The following is a 24,446-nucleotide window of genomic DNA, read 5'->3' on the forward strand; positions in this document are numbered from 1 at the left end:
TGCCGAACGACTGCCTCACCGACAGGCAGGGCGCCGGCCTCCATTCCGGTTATCCCTGTCGGCGCAGGAAGCCGGTAATCGTGACCGTCTGCCAGATGCCGGCGGCAAAGAACGGATCGGCATGATGAAATCTTTCGACCGCCGCGCGGTCGGCGGCCTCGACGAGAAACAGACTGCCAATCATGGTCTGGCCGTCATCGGCTGTCAGCGGACCGGACATGACGATCGTCACGTCATAGGCCGAGGTGTCGGACAAAAAGGCCTTGTGAGCCTCGTAGTGAGACAAGCGTTTGTCGAGCGCCCCGGCATGATCGACGGCATGGATGGCAAACAGCATGCGTAGCTCCTGAAAGACAGAAGACGGCCGCCGACCTGCGACGACCGCCTGAAGTGTCGAAGATATTATTTGGTGCCGAGCTTAGCAGCCTCGTCCCAGCTCGGGCAGGTCCGCGATTCCAGCGGCACGTCGTAGGGCTGATAGTTCTCCTTGCCGATCACCGTGGGCTTGAGAACGATCTCGGTGATCACCGGCTCGTTGCGCAGCGAACGAATGGCGATCATCATGCCGAGGCATCCCTGCATGAAACCATTGTAGTCGCCGCTCGCCAGCAGCTTCCCGGACTTGATCGCGTCGATTGCCTCCTTGGTACCATTGACGCCGATGACCTGGGCTTTGCGATTGGCACCATCGAGCGCCTCGATCGCACCGATCGCCATCGCATCATTGGCAGCCAACACACCGTCGATCTGAGTATTCGACTGCATGAGATTCTCCATGACCTGAAGCGCCTGCAGCCGTTGATAGTTGCCGGGTTGCGACGCAAGCAGTTTGGCCCCCGGGCTTTCCTTCAGGGCGTCGTTGAAGCCGCGGACGCGGTCGATGCTCGTCAAGGACCCTTTGACGCCCTCAATGATCACGAAATTGCCCTTGCCGCCAAGCGTCTTCAGCAGATAGCGCCCGGTCTCGAGACCCAGACTATAATCGTCGGCACCGACAAAGGCGACAAACTTGCCGCCGGCGGAACGATCCGTCACGTTCACGACCGGGATCTTTGCGTCATTGATCTTCTCGACGCCGGGGACCATCGCCTTGTAGTCGACCGGGATGAAGACGATCGCCGACGGTTTCTTCACCACCACGTCCTCAATCTGGCTGAGCTGCTCCGGAATGCTGTCCGGCTTGGTCGGGATGTAATGCAGCGTCTTTGCCTTCATCGCTTTGGCGGCTGCGTCGGACCCGACTCGTACTGTCTGGAAGTAAGGATTGGTCTGGTTTTTGGTAAACACCGCGATCGTCTCGCCGTCAGCGACGGCGTGGGATGAGAGTGATGTCGTCAGAAGCAGTGCAGCAAGCGCGCCATAGGCTTTCTTCATAGTCGTTCCCTCCGTTTTGTTTTTAAGATCGAACACTTACGCCGCACGGCGCCGTGTTTTCATATCCAGCCATACTGCCAGAATGACGATGACGCCTGTCACCAGTGGCTGCCAACTCGCGTTGACCGACAACAGGTTCATGCCATTGAGGACCAGGGTCAAAATGAGTGCGCCGACGAACGTGCCGAACACCGTTCCGAGACCACCAAACAGCGAGGTGCCCCCGATCAGAACCGCCGCGATCGCCGGCAGTGTCAGGCTTTCGCCGATGTCGGCTTCGGCAGAGTTCAATCGCGCAAGAAAGATGATCGAGGCGAGCCCGGCCATCGCGCCGGACACTGTGTAGACCAGCAGGAGTCGGCGAGCGACGGGAATACCCGACAACCGCGCCGCAACCGGGTTGGCGCCGATGGCATAGATTTCCTGTCCCCACGTGGTGCGCTGCGCGAAAATGGTTCCAATGGCGAGGAAGACCAGCAACAGATAGACCGGGATCGGAAGACCGAGAAAATAGCCGCTGCCGATCTGACGAAAGCCAGCCGGGAAGCCGTGCATGGTCTCTCCGCCCATGTACCAATAAGTGATGCCGTGCAGCACCCACAGCATCCCGTAGGTCGCAATGAAAGATGGGATTCGAAGCGCCGTCACCATCACGCCGTTCAGCATCCCCACCGCGCCACCGACGCCGATGCCTGTCAGTACCCCCAAGGTCGGCGAGCCCGTCTGATGAATCACCGTTCCGGCAATACAGGCGGAGATCGCGACATTGGCGCCGATCGAAAGGTCGAGGCCACCTGTCAGCACCACCAGGGTCAGGCCCGACGCAATGAAGAACAGCAGGCTCGCCTGACGCAGGACGTTGAGGATGTTGCCGAGACTGAAGAACGAGTTGGTCAGGATGGTCAGCGCCGCACAGATCAGAAATGCGGCGAGCAGGCGATAGAATACCTGGATCATCTCGTCTGAGAGCAACATTCTGCCGCCCGTGATCGGCTTTGAGATATCGGTCATGATCGGCTCCGCAATCCATCGACGAACAATGCTGCAATCACCAGCAAGCCGACGCTTGCCACTTGGATCGAAGACGGCAGCGCCAGCAGATTCAATCCGTTGCGCAACACGCCTACGGTGACCACGCCGAGCAAGGTGCCGAGCAGCCAGCCATTGCCGCGTTCGAACGACGTGCCGCCGACGGCAACCGCAGCGATGGCATCGAACTCGAGACCGAGGCCAGCGGTCGGATGCCCGGAGTTCATCCGCGCGGTCATCAGGAGACCGGCCAGACCGACCATGGCGCCGCCGAGCGCGTAGACGAGGATCAGCAAGCGACGTGCCGAGATACCGGCGAATTTCAGCGCTTCACGGTTGCCGCCGAGCGCGAAAATGTAAGTCCCGAAACGCGTGTGGTAGAGCAATCCGTGGAAGGCAAGGTAGCTTCCCAGCCCCAGCACGATCGGAAGCGGAACGCCGCCGAGCGTTCCGGAATAGACGCCGCGAACGGCCGCTGGCATGCCGACGACGCTCTGGCCATCGCTGACGATCAGCGAGAGCCCCTGCGCCATCCCGAGTGTACCCAGCGTGGCGACAAAGGGAGGAATGCCGACAACGGCCACCAGCCAGCCGTTGACCGTCCCGAACAAGATTCCAACGGCCATTGCCGCAAGCAGACCGAGCAGCAGCGAGCCAGTGGCCAAAGCGACGATGGCGACGATCAGCGAGGTCAGCGTCAGCACTGCGCCCATCGACAGGTCGAGACCTTCGGTCATGATGATCAGCGTCATCGGAAGCGCCAGCATCAACAGAATCGTCGATTGGACGAGCACGTTGGAGATATTCGGCACCGTCAGGAAGCCGGGCGTCATCAGGCTGAAGACAACACATAGCAGCACCAGCATGACGGCAACGCCGGGAATCCGCTGAAGCGGATTGGTGTTTAATACCATCGCTTGTTCACGCATGATGCATCCCCAACTTCACGATGTTTTCCTCACTCAGTTCGTGGCGAGCCAGTTCACCCGCGATCCGTCCGTCGCACATGACATAGGCGCGATCGCAGACGTGGCAGATTTCCGCCTGCTCCGACGAGATCATCAGCGCAGCGGCACCATCCGCGACCAGTCGGTCGATGAGCGCGAAGATCTCGGCTTTGGCTCCGACGTCGATGCCCCGTGTCGGTTCGTCGAAGATGAACAGCTTGGCGCCGGCCGCCAGCCATTTCCCGATGACGACCTTCTGCTGGTTGCCGCCGGACAGAAGACCCACGGCCTGCTTGTCCGATGGAGTCGCGATCCTCAACTGCCGGATCAGATCATTGGCAACCTGCCTGGATTTCCCCTGATCGAAGAAGCCACGCGGAAAAATCTTGCGTAGCGCGGAAACGATCAGGTTGTCTCCGACAGAGCGGATCAGAGCCAGACCTTCGGCCTTGCGGCTTTCCGGAATCAGCGCGAGCCCCAGTCTGGCTGCTTCGTCCGGACCGCCGGATTTCTCCCGGCCGTCGAACAGGATCTGTCCCGCGGTCGCCCTGTCGGCTCCGAAAATGGCCCGCACCACTTCGGTGCGCCCCGAGCCGACCAGCCCACACAGCCCCACGATCTCGCCTTGCCGCACCACCAGGTCGATGCCCGCAATACCCGAGGCAGAAGAGAGGCCCCTCACCTCGAGCATGACCCTGCCAGGAATCTGGGCGAAGGTCCGTGGGTAGCTCATATCGACGCTGCGACCGACCATCATACGGACCAGATCGTCCGATGACACGGCACCGGGTTTCACTTCATCGATACGACGCCCATCGCGCAGCACCGTGATGCGGTCACCGAGCGAGAACACCTCCGCCATGCGGTGCGAAATGTAGATGATGGCGACGCCGTCTGCCTTGAGCCGCGCGATCAGTGCGAACAGCAATTCCGTCTCGCGATCGGACAGCGCCGCCGTTGGCTCATCCATCACGAGAATTCGCGCGTTCTGGCTGATGGCCTTCGCAATCTCCACCATCTGCTGCTGGGCGACGCCCAGCTTCTCGATCCGGATTGCCGGATCGATGTCGAATCCAATCGAATCCAGCACGCGCTTGGCATCGGCCAGAATTTTCTTGCGATCGATCGTGCCGGGAACACGTCCTGCCGGCTCGCGTCCAAGGAAGATGTTCTGCGCGATGTCGAGATACGGGACCAGCGAAAATTCCTGGAAGATGACGGCGATGCCGAGCTTCTGCGCATCAGCTGGCGACGCGATCTCGACTGTCTCGCCGTTGTAGTGGAACGAGCCGTGATCGGCGCGATAGGCCCCGCACAGCACTTTCATCAGGCTCGATTTGCCTGCTCCGTTCTCGCCGAGCAGCATGTGCACCTCGCCTGGCCACACCGAGAACGACACATCGTCGAGTGCCTTCACTCCCGGGAATTCCTTGGAGATGCCGCGCAGTTCGAACAGCGGCGGCGCCGCCTGAACAATCGACATGGCAGCCTTGGACTGAGCGAGCTGCGTCATGCCAGCACCGGTGCATTGGGCAAGAAGATCTTGCCGGGGTTCATCATGCCTTTCGGATCGATCGACGCCTTGATGCCACGCATGATATCGACGGCGTCGCCGAGCTCGTCCTGGAGGAATCCGATCTTGCCGGTGCCGATGCCGTGCTCGCCGGTGCAGGTGCCCTCCATCGCGATCGCCCGCGCCACCAACCGCGCGTGCAGCGCCTTGGCACGCGCGACCTCGTCGGCATTATCCTGATCGATCAGGATCAGCAGATGGAAATTCCCGTCGCCGACATGGCCCACCACGGGCGCGATCAGTCCGTTGGCATCGATGTCCCGGCGCGTTTCGGTCAGACATTCCGTCAGCCGTGAGATCGGCACGCAGACATCCGTAATCATGGCCTTGGCGCCCGGCTTCAGGCTGAGACCCGCATAAAGCGTGTTATCGCGGGCATGCCACAGCTTCGTCCGGTCTTCCGCCGCACGCGCCCATTGGAAGCCCTGGCCGTCATGTTCGGCGGCGATCGCCTCCGCCAGTTCGGCCTGCTCCGCGACACTCGCCTCGGTGCCGTGGAATTCAAAGAACAGCGTCGGCGCCTCGCGATAGCCAAGTTTGGAATAACCATTGATGCCGCGCATCATGACTTCATCCAGCAGTTCCATCCGCGCGACGGGAATGCCCGACTGGATCACTTCGATCGCGGCATCGATGGCTTGATCGAGCCGCCCGAAACTGCAGACCGCGGACGAGATCGCCTGCGGCCAGGGATGAAGTTTCAGCGTGATTTCGGTGATCACGCCGAGGGTACCCTCGGAGCCGACGAACAGCCGGGTGAGATCGTAACCGGCTGACGATTTACGGGCGCGCTGGCTGGTGCGGATCACCCGCCCATCCGGCAACACGACTTCGAGCGCCAGCACATTATCCTTCATGGTGCCGTAGCGGACGGCCATGGTCCCTGACGCGCGCGTCGAGGTCATGCCGCCGATCGACGCATCGGCGCCGGGATCGATCGGAAAGAACAATCCGGTGTCGCGCAGATGCGCGTTGAGCTGCTTGCGGGTGATGCCAGGCTGCACGACGACGTCGAGGTCCTTGTCATGCACCCGGAGCACGCGGTTCATCCGCGCAAAATCGATACAGACACCGCCAGCCACCGATGCTGCATTGCCTTCGAGTGAAGTACCCGCGCCGAATGGAACGACCGACATGCGGAGTTCGCCGCAGAGCTTCACGATCTCAGCGACTTCCTGCGTGGTCTCCGGAAACACCACGACGTCCGGTGGACGACTGGCGTGATAGGCCTCGCTGCGGCCGTGATCATCGAGCACGCCGCGCGCGATCGTCGCGCGCGCCCCAATGATCTCGTTCAGACGGACCACGGCCGTCTCGGCGCTCACTGGCGCTCCCATAGCATCCTCCCCTTCCATATCAGCGCTCAGGCTCTGCGGCCCGTGATGCGCATTGTTAGCTAGACAGCATGCGCCTTGTTGGCGTCTGGCTTCAAACCGAAATCGTAATTCAAATGATAGTAAGGCGTGTTCTGCATCTGCCCGTCGGGAGCTTCGCCGGCATCTTTCCGGACGAATTCGCGAATGAGCGTATCTTTGACGCCGAAGACGACGTCGGAGTCGAGATACTTGTCGCCCGCGACGAACACATGCGTCACCAGTTGCTCGAAGCCAGGTACCGAGATCATGAAGTGAACATGGGCGGGCCGCCACGGATGACGCCCCTGAGCCGTGAGCATATCGCCGACCGGCCCGTCATGCGGGATCGGATAGGCCGCTGGCTTGATCGACCAGAACCGGAAACGGCCCTCGGCATCGGCATGAAACCGCGCACGCATCGCTAGATCGCCGATCTTGTCGAGCTGCTGAACATCGTAATACCCGTCGTCGTCGGAGTGCCAGACGTCGATTGTCGCATTTGCGATCGGCTTGCCATCCGGCGTCGAGACCGATCCCGTCACGATCATCGGATCGCCCTCCATGCCACCGGAGATGTCTTCGCCAAGCTTCTTCTCCGGGGCCGCCTGGACGAAGAACGGCCCGAGCACGGTCGTGTCCGTCACACCTTTTTCGGCACCATGATTGATAGCATCGACCAACATCGACACCCCGAGCGTATCCGAAAGCAGGATGAACTCCTGGCGCTTATCGTCGCACATGTGACCGGTACGCGTCAGGAATTCGATGCCCTGCTCCCACTCCCTCTGGGTCGGCCGAATCTCCCGGACGAAGGCATGCAGATGGCGTACCAGCGCCTCGCTGATCTGCCTGATCCGCGGCTGGCCAGCATCCGTGATGCGATCGAGCACGGCGTCGGTGATGGTGTTCGCGTTGAAATTCCGCATGGCCTTCCCTCACCCAAGCTTCGGCTCGCCGAGACCCGACAGTCGCTCGACGTGGCGCACGGTGGCGATGAAGTCGGATTCGCCATCGCCCTGTGCGATAAGTGATCCGTAGATTTCCCGCACCTGCGCTGCGAGTTGCAGCGGCACGCCGACGTGATGACCGGCGCCGATGATGAGGTCGAGATCCTTGGCCATCTGCCGGCACGAGAAAGTGGAATCGAAGTTGCGCGTGGCTAGTGGCGGCGTCTTGTACTTGACCATCGGCGAGGCGATCGCGCTATCGTCCAGGACCTTGAGGATATCCGGCCAGGAGATTCCGCCCTTGCGCGCCAGCGCGAGGCTTTCGGCCATCATTCCGGCGGACACCGCGATCATTAGATTGACCGCGAGCTTGGCAAATCGCGCCTCTTCAGCCACGCCGAGATAGGTTTGCGCGCGGGTGAACGTCGCCAGCACCGGCTGAACCGCATCGAACGCATCGCGCGGTCCCGACACGAAGCAGGTCAGCGCGCCGGTATGCGCGATCGCTGCATTGCCGGACACCGGCGCGCGCAGATAGGCAACACCCGTTGCCTCCGCCGCGACGCCAACCTCCGCTGATATTTCGGCGCTGACCGTGCTCGTCTCGATCAGAACCGCACCACGTGCCAGCTTGTTCAGCAGGCCGTCAGACCCGAGCAATACCGCACGCAGCGCCGCATCGTCGGACAACGATGTGAAGATGATCGAGTGGTTTGCAGCGGCGTCCGCCGCGGAGTTAGCCGTCTGAAGCCCAAGCTGCTGCGCCAACGCCATGCGCTGCTGGCCCGGGTCGTAGCCGGTGACGCGGATACCCGCCTCCACCATGCGCCCGGCAATCGGCAAGCCCATCTTGCCAACACCGATCCAGGCCACGGCCTGTGCTTGATCTCTCGACGGGGTTGTCATGCCGCTTTCTCCTGACGTTCGATCTCGGAGACGATGCGCATGCCTGATCGCTCGAGTTCATTCTTTTTGTGGTCGAGGTTCTCCGCCAGCAGGCGTCCGCCTCGCTTGCGCCAGATGCCGTCAATCATGACCGCCTCGATATTGGCAATGCTGGACTGCATCAGGACCGTAGAAACCGGATCATGGACCGGCCAGAGGTTGAGGTCGGTGGCATTGATGACGACCAGATCCGCCTTCTTGCCCGGCGTGAGCGAGCCGATGATGTCTTCACGCCCGAGCATGCGGGCGCCCTCGATGGTGATCCAGCGCAAGGCCGCACGCGTCGTGATCGTGGTGGCCGCCGGAATGGCGCCCGTGGCCTGCCGGCTCGCGGCGTTGTCGAGCGCGCGCTGCATCGACAGCGCGATGCGGCCAACGTTGAACATGTCGCCAGGCAACACGGATTCCAGATCGACTCCGAGCGATGGCCGCGATCCCAGCTTCAACAGCCGCCCGGTGATCGGGTAGCCATGGCCCTGATTCATTTCATTTTCTGGCGTGACCGAGAACGACACGCCGAGATCGACAAGCTGACGCAGCAGATCGTCGGGAAGATCGTTGCCGTGCACGATGTTGATGCCGGGACCGACCAGACCGGCTGCAATCAGCTTCGCCCAGCCACCCGGCGTCTTGGCCGGGCCTCCGCCCTGATGCATCGAGGCAATCAGATCGAACTCACGCGCCAGTTCGAAATCATGGATGGCAACATCCATAGTCGAATAATGCGGGCCGAGAATCGCGAGCCCGAGCGTGACGCGATCACTGCGGCTAGACAGTGCCCCTGCCAGAAAGCGCTCGACCTCATGGCGCGGATGCGGAACCTCAGAGAAGTGCGGCTGCCCCGGCGCCGCCTCCGGTTTCGGCGAGCCGTGGAAGAAGGCGGCACGGATGCCGCTCTCTTTCAGCGCCGCGACGGCGCTATCACTGTGCGCAGGCGTTGGGTTGTTGTGACACCAGTCAACCAGCGTGGTGGTGCCGCAATTGATCTGGTTCAGCGCGCCCATCAGCGTGCCGATATGAATATCCTCGGGACGGAAGACCGTGGCCAGTCCCGCATGCATCCGGCGGAAATATTCGGGAAGCGTCCAGTTCGCGGAGAAGCCGCGCAAGGCGGTCTGCCACGTGTGCATATGCGCGTTGACGAGGCCGGGAATGACGATGCGGCCACGACCATCAACGATCTCTGCATCAGCGGCATCCAGGCCTGGCCGGATGTCCACGATGCGATCGCCATCAACCAGCAGGTCAGCCTGCGCGAGGTCGCCGATCTTGTCATCCATCGTCAGGATGGTGGCGGATTTGATGAGCGTGCGCATCGCCGTCATCGCAACGCCTCCGCCATGACCGGAGGATCGCCCGCCCAGGCCCGCGCGATCAGATCGCGGATGGCATCGCGTTCCAGCGGGCGCGGATTCCAGTAGGCATTGCTGACGGCAAGGTCGGCGGCGCGTTCTATGCCGTCCTTCGGCATTCCCAGATCGCGCAGCGCGACTTTGGCGCCAAGTCCCTGCGTAAGATCGAACAGTCCCTGCGCGGCCTGTCCGGCGCCAAGCGCGCGCGCGACGCGAGCCGCCGCAACCGGCACGGCGGGAGCATTATAGGCCATCGCATGCGGCAGGATCACCGTGTGGGTTTCGGCATGTGGCAAATTGAACGCGCCGCCCAGCGTATGGCAGAGCTTGTGATGCAGACCCATGCCGACGGCGCCGAGACAGGCGCCGCACAACCAGGCAGCGCGCAGGGCATCATCGCGTGCCGCCGCGTTGTCCTCGCCAGCCGCAAGCTTCGGCAGCGCGCCGGCGAACAGGCGAATGCCCTCTTCCGCCATCAACGACACGACCGGATTGGCGTCGCGCGCATAGAGCGCTTCGACGGCGTGAGCGATTGCATTGACGCCCGATGTCACGGCAAATGCAGGCGGCAATGTGCGCGTCAGGTCGACGTCGTAGATGACCGTTTCGGGGAGTATCTTCGGGCTCGATTGCGTGGTCTTCAGTCCCTCGCGGGTCTCACCCAGGATCGGCGTCATTTCGGACCCGGCATAGCTGGTCGGTACGACGATTTGCGGCAGGTCGGTCCGTAGCGCGATCGCCTTGCCTAGCCCGATGGTCGAACCACCGCCCACCGCGACGATGCCGTCGGCCCGCAGAGCCTTGACCTGCTGCATCGCAAGTTCGGTCACATCAACCGGCGTATGCATCACCGCACCGGCATAGACGCCCGCCGCTCTGTCACCGATCAAGGCGGCAATCTGCTCGCCGTGAGATTTCTGCTGGGCTGTCGTCAGAACGAGTGCGCGCTTAACGCCGAGTCGGTCGAGCTCGGCGGCCAGATCTGCCAGCCGTCCCGAGCCGAAGACGACCCGCATGGGCGCCGCCTGATAGACGAAGCTCTCCATCATTCCATCCCTGATCGTCGACGCCGTTAGGGCGCTTCTGCTGCATTGCACCAAGGCATGCAACGGATTTTCACTACCATCATTCCCGTGCACACGTTTGTCAAGAAACTCTGCACACGTTTGTCAATTTGTGCAAGATGAGGCATTCTCACGTGATCGTTAGCGGATACGACGACGCGCGCGAGCAGGCTGGATGGCGATGCCCAAAAAAACCAAGAACACCAAGAAGACGTCACCCGCGCTTCAGGAGCGGTCGTCGCGTAAGACAATCATTGATGTCGCGAAGTGTGCTGGCGTCCATTGGTCAACGGTGTCGCGCGGGCTCAATCCCGAGAAGCGCCACCTGATCTCCCCAGAAATGATCGAGCGCGTCGAAGCTTGCGCGAAGAAGCTGGGATATCGGGCCAACGCCATGGCATCGGCGCTTCGGACCCAGCGATCTCGCACCGTCGGCGTTATTGTTTCGAACCTTGGTGACCCCGTCCATCCCCCCATAGTGCGGGCGATTGAGGACCGGTTCGCCGAGATTGGATACGTCACCATCGTCGGCAATACCGACAACCATCCGCTCAGGCAGGCCGCGCTGATCGATCGTTTCATCCAGCAAGGCGTCGAGGGGCTGATCGTCGCGACCTTCGAGCGAAACGATCCCGGCATCGCAGCCTGCGTCGAGGCGAATATTCCAGTCGTCGCGGTGTTTCGCGATCCTGAAAGCGAATTCATTCCGAGCGTCCGGGTCGACGACGCGAAGGCAATGGAACTGGCGGTTCATCATCTCGCCGAGTGTGGGCACAGGCAAATTGCTCATGTCGGCGGCCCGCAAAATGTGTCGACGGGTTACCACCGCTATCGCGGCTTTCGGCGCGCTTGCAAAGTCTTGGCTCAAGACGGAGTTGCGCCCACTGCCGTATTCGGTGAGGCCTTTACGGTCGAGGAAGGCGAGTTCGCTTGCGAGCGTTTGCTGACGGAGAACCCCGATATTACGGCGATTGTGGCTGGCAACGACATGCTGGCCGTAGGCTGCCTTCGGCACCTGAGAAACAAAGGCATTTCATGTCCCGGCAACATCTCGCTGGTCGGCATGAACGACATGCTGTTCATGGATGCGATAGCACCGGCGCTGACGACCATCAGTACACCGACTGCGGAACTGGGAACGCAGGCGTCTCACATCCTTATTGCGATGATCAAGGGAACGCCGGTTCAAAACGATCGGATCGTACTGAAGCCGGTTTTGCTTGCGCGGGATTCTGTCGCCGCGATCAAGCTGCCGACCAAGACACGTTCGTCAGATTTTTCTGACGCGGCCAAAAGAGAAGTCAGAATACAGCACCGACAAAGCTAAGCCAAACCTGACGCACGCTGCGGCGGTGACATGGAAAAGTGTCGGCGACTGATCCGAGTTTGCCGAGAACGGGGCGCTCAGACGCGATCCGTTACAAATCTGGCTTCTCGACCGAAATCAGAAGTTTCCGCAGCAGCCGCGTGAGCGTTTGACGTTCGTTGGCTATCAGCACCTCGTCGACCGAACGGGACAGCTTGAAGTGCTGGGCAATCGCCTTGTCGACGGAATTTCGCCCCTTGGCCGTAAGCGTGATCCGCGCGCCACGGCCATCTTCAGGATCCTGGCGCCTGACGATGAAGCCGTCCTGCTCGGCACGCCGCAGCCGCGCGGTGAGCCCGCCCGACGACAGCAGGCACTCCGCATAGAGGTCAGTCGGTCGAACACCGATACTGTCATCGGCCTCCCGACGGTAAATCGTCAGGAGCAGGTCGAACAATTCCCAATTGAAGCCCTGCTCCTCGAGCGCGGGCTCGATGGCGCTGCGCATATGCACGGACAGCCGGACAATCCGGCCGACGACGTCGAGGTGACCGGCGTCGAGGTCGGGCCGCCGCCGGCTCCAGCCGGCAATGATCTCATCAATCGAATCGGTAGTCATGCTGATCAGCATATAGGCACGGGGCACCGACTATATGCAAATTCATCTATCTTTGCGCCAAGATATTTTATCTTGACTCAAAGATAGTTTGACCTCACGCTTCGTGACGGGTTGACCGGATGCCCCCTCGCGAGAAGGTCACGAGGTTTACCAACGCCCGCCATCGAGGAAATGATCATGACAGCCAAGCCGGCCTTTGCGACCTCGCCCACCAATCCGCACGTCAAGGAAATCCAGACGATGCCGGAGCGGAAGCCGGACATGCCTTATGCGCCAGCGATCCGTGTCGAAGTGCCCTGCGGGATGTTGTTCATTTCCGGAGCAACGCCCTCGCCACTCTATCACAAGCATCCCCACGTTCTGGAGGAGCACGATCATCCGAATTCGATCGAGGACCAGACCCACCGCGCCATGCAAACGATCCAGTCGATCCTGGATCACGAAGGGCTGACCTGGACCGACATCGTCAAGGTGACGAAGTACCTGACCGACATCCGGGACCAGGACGGTATGGTGAAGGTGATGAAGGAATATTTCGGCGACTGGACGCCGGCCAGCACCACCATCTGCATCAACCAGCTCTCGACCCAGGGCGCCCGTGTCGAGCTGGACATGATCGCCGCCATTCCCGTGCAAAAATAGACCGGACGTGACCTCCCGCCTGCCCCGGGTCATCGGGCCGAACGAGGCCGACAATGATGCACGGCACTGAAAATCAAAATGAGCAAGGGGACCGCTCGCTGCACACCCCAAAGGGGTCTGCGTCGCGGGCGCCCGGAAGCGAGGCCGATGCACCGCTGCTGCGTCTGGTCGGTATCGACAAATCCTTTCCCGGCGTGCATGCGCTCAAGAACGTATCGCTCGACGTCTATGCCGGCGAGGTCCATGTCATCCTCGGCCAGAATGGTGCGGGAAAGTCGACGCTGATCAAGACGCTGTACGGCGCCTATGCGGCCGATCGCGGCTATATCGAGATCGAGGGCCGGCGGGTCGCCGTCGCCCGCCCGGCCGATGCCAGCGCGCTTGGTATCGCCGTCATCTTCCAGGAATTCTCGCTGATCCCGTATCTGGACATCGCGCAGAACATCTTTCTCGGTCGCGAAGCGGCATTCAGTCGCTTCGGCCTCGTCGATTCCGCGGCCATGCATGCAGCCGCACGGACCATCCTCGACGATCTCGGCCTCGACTACGACACCCACGCATACGCCGCCGATCTCGGCGTAGCCCAGCAGCAGATGGTGGAGATCGCCAAGGCGCTTTCGCAGAACGCGCGGGTGCTCGTGATGGACGAGCCGACGGCGGCGATCTCCGAGCGTGAATCAGATCGCCTGTTTCAAACCATCGCGCGATTGACAGAAAAGCGCGTCGCCATCGTCTACATCTCCCACCGCATGAAGGAGGTGCAGATGCTCGGCGATCGCATCACCATCCTGCGTGACGGCGCCGTCGTGACCAGCGTGCTGCGCGGTCAGAAAAGCCAGGCCGAGATGGTCGGCGCGATGATCGGGCGACCATCGGGATCGCAACTCGCACGGACGCCGCGCCCGCCCGGCGAGCCCGTTCTGCTCGCCAGGGATGTGAACACGGCCAAACTGTCGGACATCTCCATCGAAATTCTCGCCGGCGAGGTGGTGGGGCTTGCCGGCCTCGTTGGGTCCGGCCGGACCGAAGTGGTTCGCGCCTTGTTCGGCGCGGATCCAATCGCGAGCGGCGAGATCGCTCTGTTCGGATCGCGCACGCCGGCCACACTGGACAGACGGGTGCGTGCGGGCATGGCCCTGCTCCCGGAAGATCGCAAACGGGAGGGATTGGCGCTGCCACTCGATGTCCGCGACAATGCGACGGTCGCCTCGTTGTGGCGCAGCTTCGCCTCCGGCTGGTTCTCACCGGCCAAAGCCGAGCAGGACACACGCGGGCTGATCGCACAGCTCGGCATTGCCGCCCATGGCACGCGCCAGAGCGTCCACACCCTCAGCGGCGGCAATCAACAGAAGGTCGTGCTGGCCAAATGGCTGGCCGCGGGAGCCAAACTGTTTCTGCTGGACGAACCGACGCGCGGTGTCGATGTCGGCGCCAAGGCCGAAATCTATCGCCTGATCGATCAACTGGTCGATGGCGGGGCCGGTGTTGTCGTCATCAGTTCGGAACTGCCGGAGCTCGTTCAGCTCTGCGACCGCGCCTATGTCATGCGCGACCATCGCATCGTCGGGCATCTCGCCGGCGACCAGCTAACCGAGCGGGCCATCCTCGAACTGGCGGTGCATCAATGAGCGTGACGATCCAGCTGCAGCGCAGGTCCAGCATGGGCCAGTTCCTTAGCGCAATCCCCGGCGCCGGCCTCTTGCTGATCCTGATGCTGGTGCTGTTCACGATCATCAATCCGAGATTCGTGTCCCAGACCAACCTCATCAATGTCGGCTTGCAGACCTCGCTACTGCTGATGCTCGCCCTGCCGATGACGCTCATCATTATGACCGAGGGCCTCGACCTGTCGGCCGGAGCTCTGCTCGGGCTGAGCGGCGTCATCGTCGCCGAGGCGCTTCTTGCCGGATGGGGCGTGTTCGCCGCCTGTGCGGCGACGCTGGCGGTGAGCATTGCCTTCGGGGCCCTCAACGGCATCCTGATCGCCTATCTGTCGCTCCCTGCCTTTGTCGTCACCCTCGGCACCATGGGGCTGATGCAGGGGATTGCGCTGGTGCTCACCAATGGAGATCCGGTCGGCGGTTTCACGCCTGCCATTGAAACCTTCTATCGCTCCCAGCTTTGGTTCATTCCGACGCCGATCGCGATCGCGGCCGCCCTTTATGCCGCGCTGTGGCTACTGCTATATCGCACTCGGCTCGGCAACTACGTGATCGCCATCGGCGGCAACAAGGACGCGCTGCGTCTCGCCGGCATTCGCGCCAATCTCGTGCACCTCGCCGTCTATGTGCTCGGCAGCACGATCATCGGCCTTTCGGCGGTGTTGCTGATCGGACGCACCAATTCAGCGCATCCGACCGTCGGCATCGGCATGGAGTTCGAGGCGATCGCCGCAGTCGTGCTCGGCGGCACCTCCTTCGAAAAAGGACAGGGCTGGCTGTTCGGTGCCGTGCTCGGCGCGCTTGCCATCACCGTGCTGCGCAATGGGCTCAACATTCTGTCCATCGACTCGTCGCTGCAGGTCGTGTGCATCGGCATCCTGCTCATCCTCGCGTTGCTGATCGACCAGGCGCGCAAGCAATTCGTGAGGCGTACGGCATGACGATCCCGGCAACGCTCGATATCCGCCCATCGTCCCTGTCGCCCGACGCTGCGGCCCTGCTCGGCCGGTTCGTGCTGATCGTTCTGATCGCCGGCGCATTGACCGCGGTCGATCCGGGATTCGCGTCGGTGAGCAATCTGCTGAACATGCTGCGGCAGGCGAGCCTGCTGTTTCTCGTCGCGTCCGGCCTCACACTCGTCATCATCGGCGGTGGGCTCGATCTGTCGGTGGGCGCCAATCTGACGCTGTCGGCCTGTCTCGCCGCAGCCGCGATCAAGACCACCGGCAATCCGTGGTACGGCGTTGCGGTCGCCATCGGCGCCGGCACACTGATCGGTTACGCTAACGGGTTGATGATCAACCGCCTGCAGCTGCCGCCTTTCCTTGCGACTTTCGGCATGCTGTGGGTGGCGCAGGGCATCGCCTACTGGTTCATGGCCGGGCAGACGATCTACGGCATGCCGATGTCGTTTCGCTATTTCGGCACCGGCTTCTTCCTCGGCGTTCCGCTGCCGATCTGGATCACGCTTGTGGTCTGTCTCGCCTGCAGCATCCTCCTGCACCGCACGACCTTCGGCCGCGAGGCGTATTTCATGGGCGCCAACCAGACCGCCGCGCTGCTGTCCGGCGTCCCGGTCGAGCGTCGTCGGCTGCTGCTCTATGTGCTCAGCGGCTTGACGGCGGGCATCGCGTCTCTCGTCTATCTCGCACGCCTCAATGCCGCCGAGCCCGGAATCGGCGAGCCGTTGCTGCTTCCTGCTATCGCCGTAGTTCTGGTCGGCGGCACATCCTTGTTCGGTGGCAACGGCAACATCGTCGGCACCGTGCTTGGCGCCATCCTGCTCACCATCATCGTCAACGGCCTCAATCTGCTGAATGTTGCAGCGACCTGGCATCCCTTCGTCAACGGCGGCGTCGTCCTGGTCGCCATCATTGCGGATCTCGTCATCAGCCGACGCCGATCAGGGAGCGGATAGACCCGGCATCACCAGTTCACCACAGTCTCGTCATTCACAACCAGAGGGGCCATCATGCGAACCACCAGATCTATCCGATGCGTTCTTGCCGCCGTCATTTGCGGCACCCTGTTCAATTCGGCGGTGCGCGCCGATGGCGAAGTGATTGCAGCCTTCACGAAGAACCAGGTGGACCCGCATTTCGAGGGTGTGCGCGCCGGCGTCGCACAGATGGCGGAGAAAATGCGCGCGACGGTCAAATATTACACGCCGACCAAGCCGAACAATATCACCGAAGGCATGTCGCAGCTCGAAGACGTCGGCGTGACCAAGCCCAATCTGATGCTATTCATGCCAATCGACGCCAAGGCGCAATTGCCGACGATCAAGCGCCTGATCGAATCCGGCCTGCCGATCATCAACTACAACGACCGCGGCGGCGACGCGCCGTTCCTGTCTTTCATCGGTCAGGACGATTACAAGCTCGGCTATGACATTGCCAAGACCCTGTTCGACCATCTCGGCGGCAAGGGCAATGTGGTGATCCTCGAAGGCGTCAAGGGTTCCACTACGGGCGACGAACGCAAGCGCGGCTTCGACGCCGCGGCCAAGGACTATCCGAGCATCAAGATACTTGCCTCGCAGCCCACCAACTTCCAGCGCCTGCTCGGCATGCAGACGATGGAAAACCTGATCCAGCAGTTCAGCACCATTGACGGCGTGATCGCCGCTGCCGACGCGTCCGCGCTCGGCGCGATCGAGGCGCTCAATGCCGCCGGCCGCAAGAACGTCGCGGTAGTCTCGATCAATGGCGTGCCGGAGGCTGTCGAAGCCGTGAAGGCCGGCAGCCTGCTGGCAATCGCAGAGTTCGACGGCTTCAAGATCGGCTGCGTCGCCACCGCGGTCGGCCTGAATGCCATTCGCGGCCAGAGTGCGCCGAAGCAGATCACGATCCCCGGTGCGATCATCACCAAGGCCAATTATGCGCCGTGGCTCGTCCCCTACAAGGACCGGACTTGCCCGACGCCGGACGCGTATATCGCGAAGTAGCGCTAACGGGCCTGCAGACGCGTCGCGTGCTGCAGGCCCGCCTTCTTACTTGGCCGCCCCGTCCGTCGACATCGCGATGAGCTTGCCATAACGCTCCGCATCGCTGCGCAATTCGGCCTCGAACGCTTCCGGCGTCGAGCTGGCGATGTCGGCGCCCTGCGCGGCGAACTGCTTGATCAGGGCCGGATCGCTGAGCGCCTCGGCGAGATCGCGCGCGATCTGGCTGACGATGGGCTTCGGCACCGCCGCGGCGGCGAGCATGCCGAACCAGCTATCGTAGGTGAATTCGGGGAGCCCTGCCTCGGCGAAGGTTGGTACATCAGGCAGTTGCGCCATGCGGCTCTTGCCGGTGACTGCCAGTGCGCGCAACTTTCCCGACTGGATCAGGTCGCCACCGACGCCGAAGAAAGTGAAGGCAACCGAGGTGTCGCCGCGCATGATGCTGATCTGGGATTCCGGCAGTCCGCGATGCGGAATCAGCACCATCTTGGTCTGCGTGAGATGCCTGAACAGTTCGGCGGCGATACCGGTGGAACTACCGACGCCGGCAGAGCTGTAGCTCAGCGAATCCGGCTTGGCCTTTGCCGCAGCGATCAGTTCGGCCAGCGTCTTGAACGGCGCATCCGGCGGCACGATCAGGATGGACGGCGTCGATCCGACGCGGCTGATCGCAGCGAAATCCTTGATCGGATCGAAGTTGAGGTTCTTGTTGACCACGCCGATCACGCTGTGGCCGTTCGAGGTCAGCATGATCTGCGAGCCATCGGTCGGGCCTTTGGCGACGCTGCTGACACCGGCGATGCCGGGCCTGTTCTCGACGATGACCTGCTGCTTCCACTTCGCAGCAAGCTTCTCGGCCACCGAACGGGCAAGGATGTCGGTGAGGCTGCCACCCGAAAACGGCACGATAATACGCACGAGCTGGTTCGGATAAGTCTGTGCAATGGCTCCGCTGCCCATCAGCGCCGCAGTCGCGGCGAGGCCAGAGCCGATCATGAAGTGTCGGCGATCCATCATTTTCTCCCTTAAAGAACCAAGTGCCGGGCTTTCAGCCTCTGGCGGTGTTGGGCAGCGGCATTGCAAGCAACACCACCGCCGGTCGTTTCGTCTCGTTGCGCAGCGCGCGCGTCTCGTTGGGCGCGATGCGGCAGGAATCCCAGATGCCGAGGGTGGCGATGCCATCCGGCGTCTCGAAGGTTACTTCGCCTTCGAGGACGACATAGAACTTCTCCTCCGGCGAGGCCGAGGGCGTAATGCCGCCGCCCGGCAGAATCTGGCTCATGCCGAGCCACATCACATCGCCCGGCCCGGCGTCGCGGCCCTGCAGGCGGAACATCCGCATGTCATTGTGGCCAGGGGCTTCGTAGCGCGGGGCATCGTTCAGGCGGACAACATGCATGGCTTCACCCGTTAGGCTGAAAAACAAGACGATCGCGCGAGGAGCCGAGCACGGCGACATAGGCCTCTGCAGCGCGCTCCAACGGGTAGATCGCGTCCGGCCTAATCGGAAACGGCTTCAAGGCGCCGCTGGCGAAACCCGGCACCAATTCACGCAGGATCTCGCCGGCTTCCGGCGATGACAGCGACAGCGAGTCGACACCGAAGAAGGTGTGCTTGCCGCGATAGAAGGCGAAGATATCGAACGGCACGGTGGCCTTGGTGGAGGCAATAAAGATCTGGCGGCCGAGATGCGCGAGCGATTTCGTGCCCGCGTCGTAATAGGGCTCGCCGACAGTATTGTAGACGATGTCCGCGCCCTTGCCGCCGGTGAGTTCGCGCACGGTCGCCGCGACGTCATTGCGGCTGGAATCGACGACGGTCACCTCGCCATGGGCATGGCCAGCATATAGCTCGTCCTTGCGGACGACGCCGATCACGCGAGCGCCCTGCCATGACGCGATCTGCGTCGCCGCCTGACCCACCTTGCCGTTCAGACCGAGGATCAACACCGTCTCGCCGGGTTTCGGCATGCCGCTGCGACGAAAGCCTTCCTGCGCGGTGACAAAGGGCACGCCGATGCCAGCCGCCTCCGTGAGGCTGATGTTTGCGGGCTTCTCGACCAGCGCAGACGCTTCGACCACCAGATGCGTGGCATGGGTGCCATCGCGACCGATCCCGAGTTGGCCGGACGAGCCGAACACGTCCTTGCCGATCAGGTCGGCCGGTCCGTCGATCACGACGCCGGCGAAGTCCCGACCAGGCGTACGCGGGAAGACCGCATGCGGCATCAGACCGAGCGTCGCCTTGGCGTCCGACGGATTGATCGCGGCGGCCTTTATCTCGACCAGCGCATCGCTTGGCTTGGCGCAGGCGAGTGGGCGTTGCTCGATGCCGAGCGCCACATTCTCGATGCGATCAGCCTTGGCGGCGACCCGCAGGCATGTTGCGGTGACGCTGGAAGAAGTCTTGGCGGCTGCAGTCATTTCAGTCCTCGAATGCTGTGTTATGCGGCGCCCGGCAAATCGAACAGCGCGCGTGCTTCAGCAGGCGTCGCGATCTGCGCGCCGAGTTCTTCGATGATGCGGCGTGCCTTGTCCACCATCACGGCGTTCGACGGCGCCAGTACGCCGCGGCCGAGCATCACCGCATCTTCCAGACCGGTGCGGGCATGACCGCCGGCGAGCACCGATTGCGCCACCATCGGAAATGTGGAGCGACCGATGCCGATGGCCGTGAAATGCGCATCCCGCGGCAGCAGACCGCGCGCATAGAGCACCGTTTCCGGCGACGGCTGGAAGCCGTATTTCACGCCCATCACGAAGGAGGTGAGCGCCGGGCCGCTGAGCGTACCGTCGGCGAGGAGATCGTGCAGCAGCGCGATATCGCCGGAATCGAACAGTTCGATCTCGGGTTTCACGCCGACCTCGCGGATGACCTTGGCCATGCGGCGCACATTGCCGGGCGTGTTGATCACCACCTGCCCGCCGGAATTCATGGTGTTGAGATCGAGCGTGCAGATGTCAGGCTTCAGCGCCGTGATATGGGCAACGCGTTCTTCCGGGTTCATCAGCGTAGTACCGGCGGCGGCGACCTTGGGATCGTCCTGCGAAGGCACGAAGCGACCGCCGGGACCGGTGGTGATATTCAGGATCAGGTTGCGATTGCGCGCGCGAATGCGCGCCACGACGTCCTGATAATATTCGAGCTTCATTGACGGCGCGCCGGTGCCGGGCTCGCGCACATGGATATGCGCGACTGCCGCGCCGGCTTCTGCGGCACCGAGGCAGGCGTCGGCGATTTCTTCCGGCGTGATTGGCAGATGCGGGGTCTGGTCCGGCCGCGTCAGATTGCCGGTGACGGCGCAAGTGATGACGATCTTGTCGAGCATCGGGCGCATCAATCTCTCCTTATAACGCTCGGCCGCCGTCAACGACGATCAGCGAGCCGGTGGAATAGGTCAGGTGGGTGGCGCAGGCGGCAATTGCGCGGCCGACATCCTCAGCCGTCGCAACACGCTTGAGCGGAATGGTCCCCGCGACCTTTTCAAGCGCGGCCGCATCGCGGCCCGGCACAAAGTCAGTGGCCACCACGCCCGGCGACACCGCCATCACGCGCACTGCCGGCGCCAACGCCCGCGCGAGCGACTTGGTCATGGTGTCGATGCCCGCCTTGATCGCAGCGTAAGCCAGATTGGAGCCGACGCCATTCAGCCCCGCAATCGAGGAAACGTTGACGATGAGCCCGTCGCCGCTCGCCTTGAGTAGCGGCGTGAAAGCGCGGATGGCCGCGAACTGGCCGCGCCAGTTCACCTTGAACATGTCGTCGATGAACTCGTCGGTCAGCGCGTCGAGATCGCCGATCGGGATCGGCTTGGTGTAGCCGGCGGTGTTGACGAGAATATCGCAGCGACCGAACGCTCGCTCCACCTCGCCGGCAAGCGCCGTCAGCGTTGCGCTATCTTCGATTACCGCGCGTCTGGCGAGATGGCCCTCGCCCGGAAGGCCAGCCAGCAACGCGTTAGCGGCTGCCTCGCCGGAGCGCCAGGTCACGACGACACGGGCGCCTTCGGCGGCCAAGGCTTGCGCGGCCGCGGCCCCGATGCCGCCCGAACCGCCGATCACCACGGCTACCTTGTTCGCGAGAATATCCGACATCGACAGCTCACTTGATGGGAGGATGCGGGAGGACGGCTTCGCCGGGCTCCATGACGAATGTGTAGTTGAGGCTGAACCATTCGCCAGCGACATCCGGCGCTGGCGACGCGCCTTCGCCCTTGCGGAAATCGCCGATCAGCGCGCGCGTCACGCCGAATACGACGTCGCTCTCCAGATGTTCGTCGTCATCGACAAAGATCTGCGTGATCAGCGTCTTGAAGCCTGGCTTGAAGGCAAGCACATGCAGATGCGCCGGCCGGAACGGATGCCGGCGCTGCGCGGCCAGCATCTCCCCGGTCGGACCATGGGTCGGCACCGGATAGCCAGCAGGCTTGACCGAGCGGAACGCGAAGCGGCCGTTCGCATCGGTCTCAAACACGCCGCGCAAATTCATGTCAGCCTGACCCGCGTCCTGGTTTTCGTACATTCCCGATGGCGAGGCCTGCCAAACATCAACGCTGACACCCGAGAGCGGCGCTCCCAGTGCGTCGGTGATGCGGCAATCGACGAACAGTGGCGCACCGGGCGTCGGCGAACGCAAGATCGAGGCACCATTCTCCACGCGCGGAGCGTTCGCCCGCCAGAACGGCCCGAGCAACGCTGCGGCGGTCTCGCTCGCGCCATCCTGGCCGTTGTTCAACAGGCAGACCAATGTCGAGAGCCCGACTGCATCGCTGAACAACACGCCCTCGTTATGGGTGTCGTTTGTCGCCTGGCCGATGCGGTTCAGGAAATCGATGGCAAACTCGAATTCCGCCTCGGTCAGCCGAACCTCGCGGGCAAATTCGTGCAGATGACGAACGAAAGCGGCCATGACCGTGCGCAACCGCTCGTTCGGCGCACCGCTCATCGCGGCAAGCACAACGTCGGTCACATCCTCCTGACGCGTGATGATCATCGACACTCCCTCACATTGCGATTTTTGGCTGTCCAAGCTGCGCAATCGATTGCACATTTAGTGCAATCGATTGCGCAAGTCAACCGCACCAGCTAGTTTGGAGATCGTGGCAGGGATGACGACAATCAAAGACGTGGCGCGCGAGGTGGGAGTGCACCCCTCCACCGTGTCGCGCGCGCTCGACCCTGCCCGCCGCGGACGGATCGGCGAGCCGGTCGTGCGCCGGATTCTGGAAGCAGCGGAGCGGCTGGGTTACCGCCCGGACACGGTGGCCGCGAGTCTGCGCAGTGGCCGTTCGAACATGGTCGGCATCATCGTCCCGGACATCGCGAACCCCGTCTTCTCGCCGATCATCGGCGGCCTCGAAGACGTGCTATCGGCGCGCGGCTACGCGCTGATTGTCGCCGACCCGCAACCGCAACGGACGGGCACCGACGACATCGTTCAACGGCTCGTGGCGCGCCGCGTGGAAGGCCTCGTGCTGGCGAATGTCGCGCTCAAGGATAATTCGATCGAGCGTTGTCTGAGTTGGAAAGTCCCTGTCGTGCTTGTCAATCGCGCGGAGGCTGAGGCGCGTGTGCCTTCGGTGGTCTCGGACGATGTGGCCGGCATGCGGCTCGCGGTTGCGCATCTTCTCGAACTTGGACATCGCCACATCCTCCACCTCGCCGGCCCGCAAATGCTATCGACCGGATCGCTTCGCCGCCGCGGTTTCTTGGAGGCAATGCACGAAGCCGGTTTCGCGCCAGCCGACAATGATATTGAAGAGGCTGAAGCATTCACGCGCGAGGCAGGACGCGCTGCCGCACTCAGACTGCTCGCACGACAGCCTGAGGCCACCGCCATCGTCGCAGCCAACGATCTCCTCGCGCTCGGCATCTATGAAGCGTTGCGCGAAACGGGCCGGCGATGTCCAGAAGATCTGTCAGTGATCGGTCACAACGACATGCCGCTGGTGGATCTGGTGGATCCGCCGCTGTCCACGATCCGCATCAGCCACCGCGAGATGGGTGAACAGACCGGCCAACTCCTGCTCGACCTGATCGAAGGCGTCCGCGGCGATGCGCCTTATGTCGTCACAGCGCCCCTGCTCGTCGTGCGCCGCTCGACACAGCCACCAAGGATCTCGCGATAAGCCAGCGTTGGATCTGATTTAATTGAGCCAGCGGGATTCTGGTTTGCGCCCCTTCGCTTTGAACAAGGGCGGACTCGCATACCGGCAAACGCCCCCGACGTTCCTTATCAATTCGGCCAAATCCAGAAGCGACTACGCCCAAACGATAACAAGCGAGTGATCAGACCGGAGCGAGTTGCATGACAGATCTGACGTCATATGGGATGCATTGAACATTCATGTGCAGTAATTCGGCGCTATTCCACATTCCATATAATGAAGCTGGGCGGTTCCCACGCTAGGGAACCCAAGATGCATGATGTTTCTCGCCGCGCTCAACTTATTCTGTTGAAAAACGATCTGCACATCATGCGAGGCCGGGCCCAACGCCTGGATCTAAGCGATGTAGCCTTGTTGATCTCGCAAGCTGTTCAGCTGCTCTCCGATCAGCCGGAAGTTTCTAAATCTGACCAGCCCCGCGCCTAACTGCATTGTTTGTCATCGGTGCGCTCGGTCGCCAGGACAAACATACCGACAGCCGCTGCGGTCACCAAAACGGCATAATGATAAGGGCCATTG

25 protein-coding genes are annotated in these 24,446 nt (G+C 62.3%); 8 read left to right on the forward strand and 17 right to left on the reverse strand.

All coding sequences use genetic code 11. From position 1 onward, the window contains the following. Positions 1–49 precede the first annotated feature (49 nt). The 10 genes from CHC01_RS17655 to CHC01_RS17700 all read right to left on the reverse strand — a co-directional run bounded on the left by CHC01_RS17655 (position 50) and on the right by CHC01_RS17700 (position 10,571). A complete protein-coding gene (locus CHC01_RS17655) occupies positions 50–337 on the reverse strand; it encodes a YciI family protein (RefSeq protein ID WP_089265505.1) in 288 nt (95 codons plus the stop codon). Between the two features lie 65 nt (positions 338–402). Next, positions 403–1,374 (reverse strand): sugar ABC transporter substrate-binding protein, encoded by a 972-nt coding sequence (locus CHC01_RS17660; protein WP_089265506.1) that lies wholly within the window; start codon positions 1,372–1,374, stop codon positions 403–405. Between the two features lie 36 nt (positions 1,375–1,410). Beyond that, positions 1,411–2,385: an ABC transporter permease gene (locus CHC01_RS17665; protein ID WP_089265507.1), complete on the reverse strand. Its 975-nt coding sequence runs from the start codon at positions 2,383–2,385 to the stop codon at positions 1,411–1,413. Continuing rightward, on the reverse strand, positions 2,382–3,332 hold the full coding sequence (locus tag CHC01_RS17670; protein WP_089265508.1) for an ABC transporter permease: 951 nt from the start codon (positions 3,330–3,332) through the stop codon (positions 2,382–2,384). The genes CHC01_RS17665 and CHC01_RS17670 overlap by 4 nt, the downstream gene beginning before the upstream one ends. Then, entirely contained in the window at positions 3,325–4,863 is a 1,539-nt protein-coding gene (locus tag CHC01_RS17675; protein ID WP_176454619.1) for a sugar ABC transporter ATP-binding protein, read from the reverse strand. Before CHC01_RS17675 ends, CHC01_RS17670 begins: the two co-directional genes overlap by 8 nt. Beyond that, positions 4,860–6,260: an FAD-linked oxidase C-terminal domain-containing protein gene (locus CHC01_RS17680; protein ID WP_089265509.1), complete on the reverse strand. Its 1,401-nt coding sequence runs from the start codon at positions 6,258–6,260 to the stop codon at positions 4,860–4,862. Before CHC01_RS17680 ends, CHC01_RS17675 begins: the two co-directional genes overlap by 4 nt. A 59-nt stretch (positions 6,261–6,319) precedes the next feature. Continuing rightward, positions 6,320–7,204 carry an intradiol ring-cleavage dioxygenase gene (locus CHC01_RS17685; RefSeq protein ID WP_089265510.1) on the reverse strand — a complete coding sequence of 295 codons (885 nt, stop codon included), beginning with the start codon at positions 7,202–7,204 and terminating at the stop codon, positions 6,320–6,322. A gap of 9 nt (positions 7,205–7,213) precedes the next feature. After that, positions 7,214–8,131: an NAD(P)-dependent oxidoreductase gene (locus CHC01_RS17690; RefSeq protein ID WP_089265511.1), complete on the reverse strand. Its 918-nt coding sequence runs from the start codon at positions 8,129–8,131 to the stop codon at positions 7,214–7,216. Then, a complete protein-coding gene (locus tag CHC01_RS17695; protein ID WP_089265512.1) occupies positions 8,128–9,495 on the reverse strand; it encodes an amidohydrolase family protein in 1,368 nt (455 codons plus the stop codon). The genes CHC01_RS17690 and CHC01_RS17695 overlap by 4 nt, the downstream gene beginning before the upstream one ends. Next, positions 9,492–10,571 carry a maleylacetate reductase gene (locus CHC01_RS17700; RefSeq protein WP_089265513.1) on the reverse strand — a complete coding sequence of 360 codons (1,080 nt, stop codon included), beginning with the start codon at positions 10,569–10,571 and terminating at the stop codon, positions 9,492–9,494. The genes CHC01_RS17695 and CHC01_RS17700 overlap by 4 nt, the downstream gene beginning before the upstream one ends. Positions 10,572–10,761: 190 nt before the next feature. Between CHC01_RS17700 and CHC01_RS17705 the strand changes: the two genes are divergently transcribed. Beyond that, a complete protein-coding gene (locus tag CHC01_RS17705) occupies positions 10,762–11,913 on the forward strand; it encodes a LacI family DNA-binding transcriptional regulator (protein WP_089265514.1) in 1,152 nt (383 codons plus the stop codon). 91 nt (positions 11,914–12,004) lie between these two features. On the opposite strand, the gene CHC01_RS17710 is transcribed toward CHC01_RS17705, so the two are convergent. Next, positions 12,005–12,523, reverse strand: a complete 519-nt coding sequence (locus tag CHC01_RS17710; RefSeq protein ID WP_089265515.1) for a MarR family winged helix-turn-helix transcriptional regulator — start codon at positions 12,521–12,523, stop codon at positions 12,005–12,007. A gap of 165 nt (positions 12,524–12,688) precedes the next feature. On the opposite strand from CHC01_RS17710, the gene CHC01_RS17715 reads away from it, so the two are divergent. The 5 genes from CHC01_RS17715 to CHC01_RS17735 are packed head-to-tail and all read left to right on the forward strand — an operon-like array spanning position 12,689 to position 17,761. Continuing rightward, complete coding sequence (locus CHC01_RS17715; protein WP_158550404.1) at positions 12,689–13,153, forward strand: RidA family protein; 465 nt, start codon at positions 12,689–12,691, stop codon at positions 13,151–13,153. 56 nt (positions 13,154–13,209) lie between these two features. Beyond that, positions 13,210–14,781: a sugar ABC transporter ATP-binding protein gene (locus CHC01_RS17720; protein ID WP_089265735.1), complete on the forward strand. Its 1,572-nt coding sequence runs from the start codon at positions 13,210–13,212 to the stop codon at positions 14,779–14,781. After that, positions 14,778–15,755, forward strand: a complete 978-nt coding sequence (locus CHC01_RS17725) for an ABC transporter permease (protein ID WP_210421679.1) — start codon at positions 14,778–14,780, stop codon at positions 15,753–15,755. The genes CHC01_RS17720 and CHC01_RS17725 overlap by 4 nt, the downstream gene beginning before the upstream one ends. Continuing rightward, entirely contained in the window at positions 15,752–16,732 is a 981-nt protein-coding gene (locus tag CHC01_RS17730; protein ID WP_089265517.1) for an ABC transporter permease, read from the forward strand. Before CHC01_RS17725 ends, CHC01_RS17730 begins: the two co-directional genes overlap by 4 nt. A gap of 54 nt (positions 16,733–16,786) precedes the next feature. Beyond that, complete coding sequence (locus CHC01_RS17735) at positions 16,787–17,761, forward strand: sugar ABC transporter substrate-binding protein (protein ID WP_089265518.1); 975 nt, start codon at positions 16,787–16,789, stop codon at positions 17,759–17,761. Positions 17,762–17,806: 45 nt separating this feature from the next. Here the strand turns inward: CHC01_RS17735 and CHC01_RS17740 are convergent, their stop codons facing one another. Genes CHC01_RS17740 through CHC01_RS17765 form a run of 6 tightly spaced genes read right to left on the reverse strand, consistent with a single transcriptional unit; the run spans position 17,807 to position 22,753 of the window. Then, on the reverse strand, positions 17,807–18,775 hold the full coding sequence (locus CHC01_RS17740; protein ID WP_158596892.1) for a Bug family tripartite tricarboxylate transporter substrate binding protein: 969 nt from the start codon (positions 18,773–18,775) through the stop codon (positions 17,807–17,809). 34 nt (positions 18,776–18,809) lie between these two features. Next, complete coding sequence (locus tag CHC01_RS17745) at positions 18,810–19,160, reverse strand: cupin domain-containing protein (protein WP_089265520.1); 351 nt, start codon at positions 19,158–19,160, stop codon at positions 18,810–18,812. Between the two features lie 4 nt (positions 19,161–19,164). Then, positions 19,165–20,184, reverse strand: coding sequence for a quinone oxidoreductase family protein (locus tag CHC01_RS17750; protein WP_089265521.1), 1,020 nt, complete (start codon positions 20,182–20,184; stop codon positions 19,165–19,167). A 20-nt stretch (positions 20,185–20,204) separates the two neighbouring features. Further along, positions 20,205–21,089, reverse strand: a complete 885-nt coding sequence (locus CHC01_RS17755; RefSeq protein WP_089265737.1) for a beta-keto acid cleavage family enzyme — start codon at positions 21,087–21,089, stop codon at positions 20,205–20,207. A 19-nt stretch (positions 21,090–21,108) separates the two neighbouring features. After that, a complete protein-coding gene (locus CHC01_RS17760) occupies positions 21,109–21,855 on the reverse strand; it encodes an SDR family NAD(P)-dependent oxidoreductase (RefSeq protein WP_089265522.1) in 747 nt (248 codons plus the stop codon). 7 nt (positions 21,856–21,862) lie between these two features. After that, the gene (locus tag CHC01_RS17765; protein WP_089265523.1) at positions 21,863–22,753 is read right to left on the reverse strand and encodes a dioxygenase family protein; all 891 of its coding nucleotides are present in this window, start codon (positions 22,751–22,753) and stop codon (positions 21,863–21,865) included. A 115-nt stretch (positions 22,754–22,868) separates the two neighbouring features. On the opposite strand from CHC01_RS17765, the gene CHC01_RS17770 reads away from it, so the two are divergent. Together CHC01_RS17770 and CHC01_RS32620 are read left to right on the forward strand one after the other, a co-directional pair. After that, entirely contained in the window at positions 22,869–23,888 is a 1,020-nt protein-coding gene (locus tag CHC01_RS17770; protein WP_089265524.1) for a LacI family DNA-binding transcriptional regulator, read from the forward strand. Between the two features lie 291 nt (positions 23,889–24,179). Continuing rightward, entirely contained in the window at positions 24,180–24,353 is a 174-nt protein-coding gene (locus tag CHC01_RS32620; protein WP_158596890.1) for a hypothetical protein, read from the forward strand. The last annotated feature ends 93 nt before the right edge of the window (positions 24,354–24,446 follow it).

Source organism: Tardiphaga sp. OK246, from assembly GCF_900188215.1.
Lineage (GTDB): Bacteria > Pseudomonadota > Alphaproteobacteria > Rhizobiales > Xanthobacteraceae > Tardiphaga > Tardiphaga robiniae.

Excerpts from the sequence above, each read along its gene's own strand:
- CHC01_RS17655 (WP_089265505.1), bottom strand. The coding sequence starts at position 337 with ATGCTGTTTGCCATCCATGCCGTCGATCATGCCGGGGCGCTCGACAAA.
- CHC01_RS17660 (WP_089265506.1), bottom strand. The coding sequence starts at position 1,374 with ATGAAGAAAGCCTATGGCGCGCTTGCTGCACTGCTTCTGACGACATCA.
- CHC01_RS17665 (WP_089265507.1), bottom strand. The coding sequence starts at position 2,385 with ATGACCGATATCTCAAAGCCGATCACGGGCGGCAGAATGTTGCTCTCA.
- CHC01_RS17670 (WP_089265508.1), bottom strand. The coding sequence starts at position 3,332 with ATGCGTGAACAAGCGATGGTATTAAACACCAATCCGCTTCAGCGGATT.
- CHC01_RS17675 (WP_176454619.1), bottom strand. The coding sequence starts at position 4,863 with ATGACGCAGCTCGCTCAGTCCAAGGCTGCCATGTCGATTGTTCAGGCG.
- CHC01_RS17680 (WP_089265509.1), bottom strand. The coding sequence starts at position 6,260 with ATGGGAGCGCCAGTGAGCGCCGAGACGGCCGTGGTCCGTCTGAACGAG.
- CHC01_RS17685 (WP_089265510.1), bottom strand. The coding sequence starts at position 7,204 with ATGCGGAATTTCAACGCGAACACCATCACCGACGCCGTGCTCGATCGC.
- CHC01_RS17690 (WP_089265511.1), bottom strand. The coding sequence starts at position 8,131 with ATGACAACCCCGTCGAGAGATCAAGCACAGGCCGTGGCCTGGATCGGT.
- CHC01_RS17695 (WP_089265512.1), bottom strand. The coding sequence starts at position 9,495 with ATGACGGCGATGCGCACGCTCATCAAATCCGCCACCATCCTGACGATG.
- CHC01_RS17700 (WP_089265513.1), bottom strand. The coding sequence starts at position 10,571 with ATGATGGAGAGCTTCGTCTATCAGGCGGCGCCCATGCGGGTCGTCTTC.
- CHC01_RS17705 (WP_089265514.1), top strand. The coding sequence starts at position 10,762 with ATGGCGATGCCCAAAAAAACCAAGAACACCAAGAAGACGTCACCCGCG.
- CHC01_RS17710 (WP_089265515.1), bottom strand. The coding sequence starts at position 12,523 with ATGCTGATCAGCATGACTACCGATTCGATTGATGAGATCATTGCCGGC.
- CHC01_RS17715 (WP_158550404.1), top strand. The coding sequence starts at position 12,689 with ATGACAGCCAAGCCGGCCTTTGCGACCTCGCCCACCAATCCGCACGTC.
- CHC01_RS17720 (WP_089265735.1), top strand. The coding sequence starts at position 13,210 with ATGCACGGCACTGAAAATCAAAATGAGCAAGGGGACCGCTCGCTGCAC.
- CHC01_RS17725 (WP_210421679.1), top strand. The coding sequence starts at position 14,778 with ATGAGCGTGACGATCCAGCTGCAGCGCAGGTCCAGCATGGGCCAGTTC.
- CHC01_RS17730 (WP_089265517.1), top strand. The coding sequence starts at position 15,752 with ATGACGATCCCGGCAACGCTCGATATCCGCCCATCGTCCCTGTCGCCC.
- CHC01_RS17735 (WP_089265518.1), top strand. The coding sequence starts at position 16,787 with ATGCGAACCACCAGATCTATCCGATGCGTTCTTGCCGCCGTCATTTGC.
- CHC01_RS17740 (WP_158596892.1), bottom strand. The coding sequence starts at position 18,775 with ATGGATCGCCGACACTTCATGATCGGCTCTGGCCTCGCCGCGACTGCG.
- CHC01_RS17745 (WP_089265520.1), bottom strand. The coding sequence starts at position 19,160 with ATGCATGTTGTCCGCCTGAACGATGCCCCGCGCTACGAAGCCCCTGGC.
- CHC01_RS17750 (WP_089265521.1), bottom strand. The coding sequence starts at position 20,184 with ATGACTGCAGCCGCCAAGACTTCTTCCAGCGTCACCGCAACATGCCTG.
- CHC01_RS17755 (WP_089265737.1), bottom strand. The coding sequence starts at position 21,089 with ATGCTCGACAAGATCGTCATCACTTGCGCCGTCACCGGCAATCTGACG.
- CHC01_RS17760 (WP_089265522.1), bottom strand. The coding sequence starts at position 21,855 with ATGTCGGATATTCTCGCGAACAAGGTAGCCGTGGTGATCGGCGGTTCG.
- CHC01_RS17765 (WP_089265523.1), bottom strand. The coding sequence starts at position 22,753 with ATGATCATCACGCGTCAGGAGGATGTGACCGACGTTGTGCTTGCCGCG.
- CHC01_RS17770 (WP_089265524.1), top strand. The coding sequence starts at position 22,869 with ATGACGACAATCAAAGACGTGGCGCGCGAGGTGGGAGTGCACCCCTCC.
- CHC01_RS32620 (WP_158596890.1), top strand. The coding sequence starts at position 24,180 with ATGCATGATGTTTCTCGCCGCGCTCAACTTATTCTGTTGAAAAACGAT.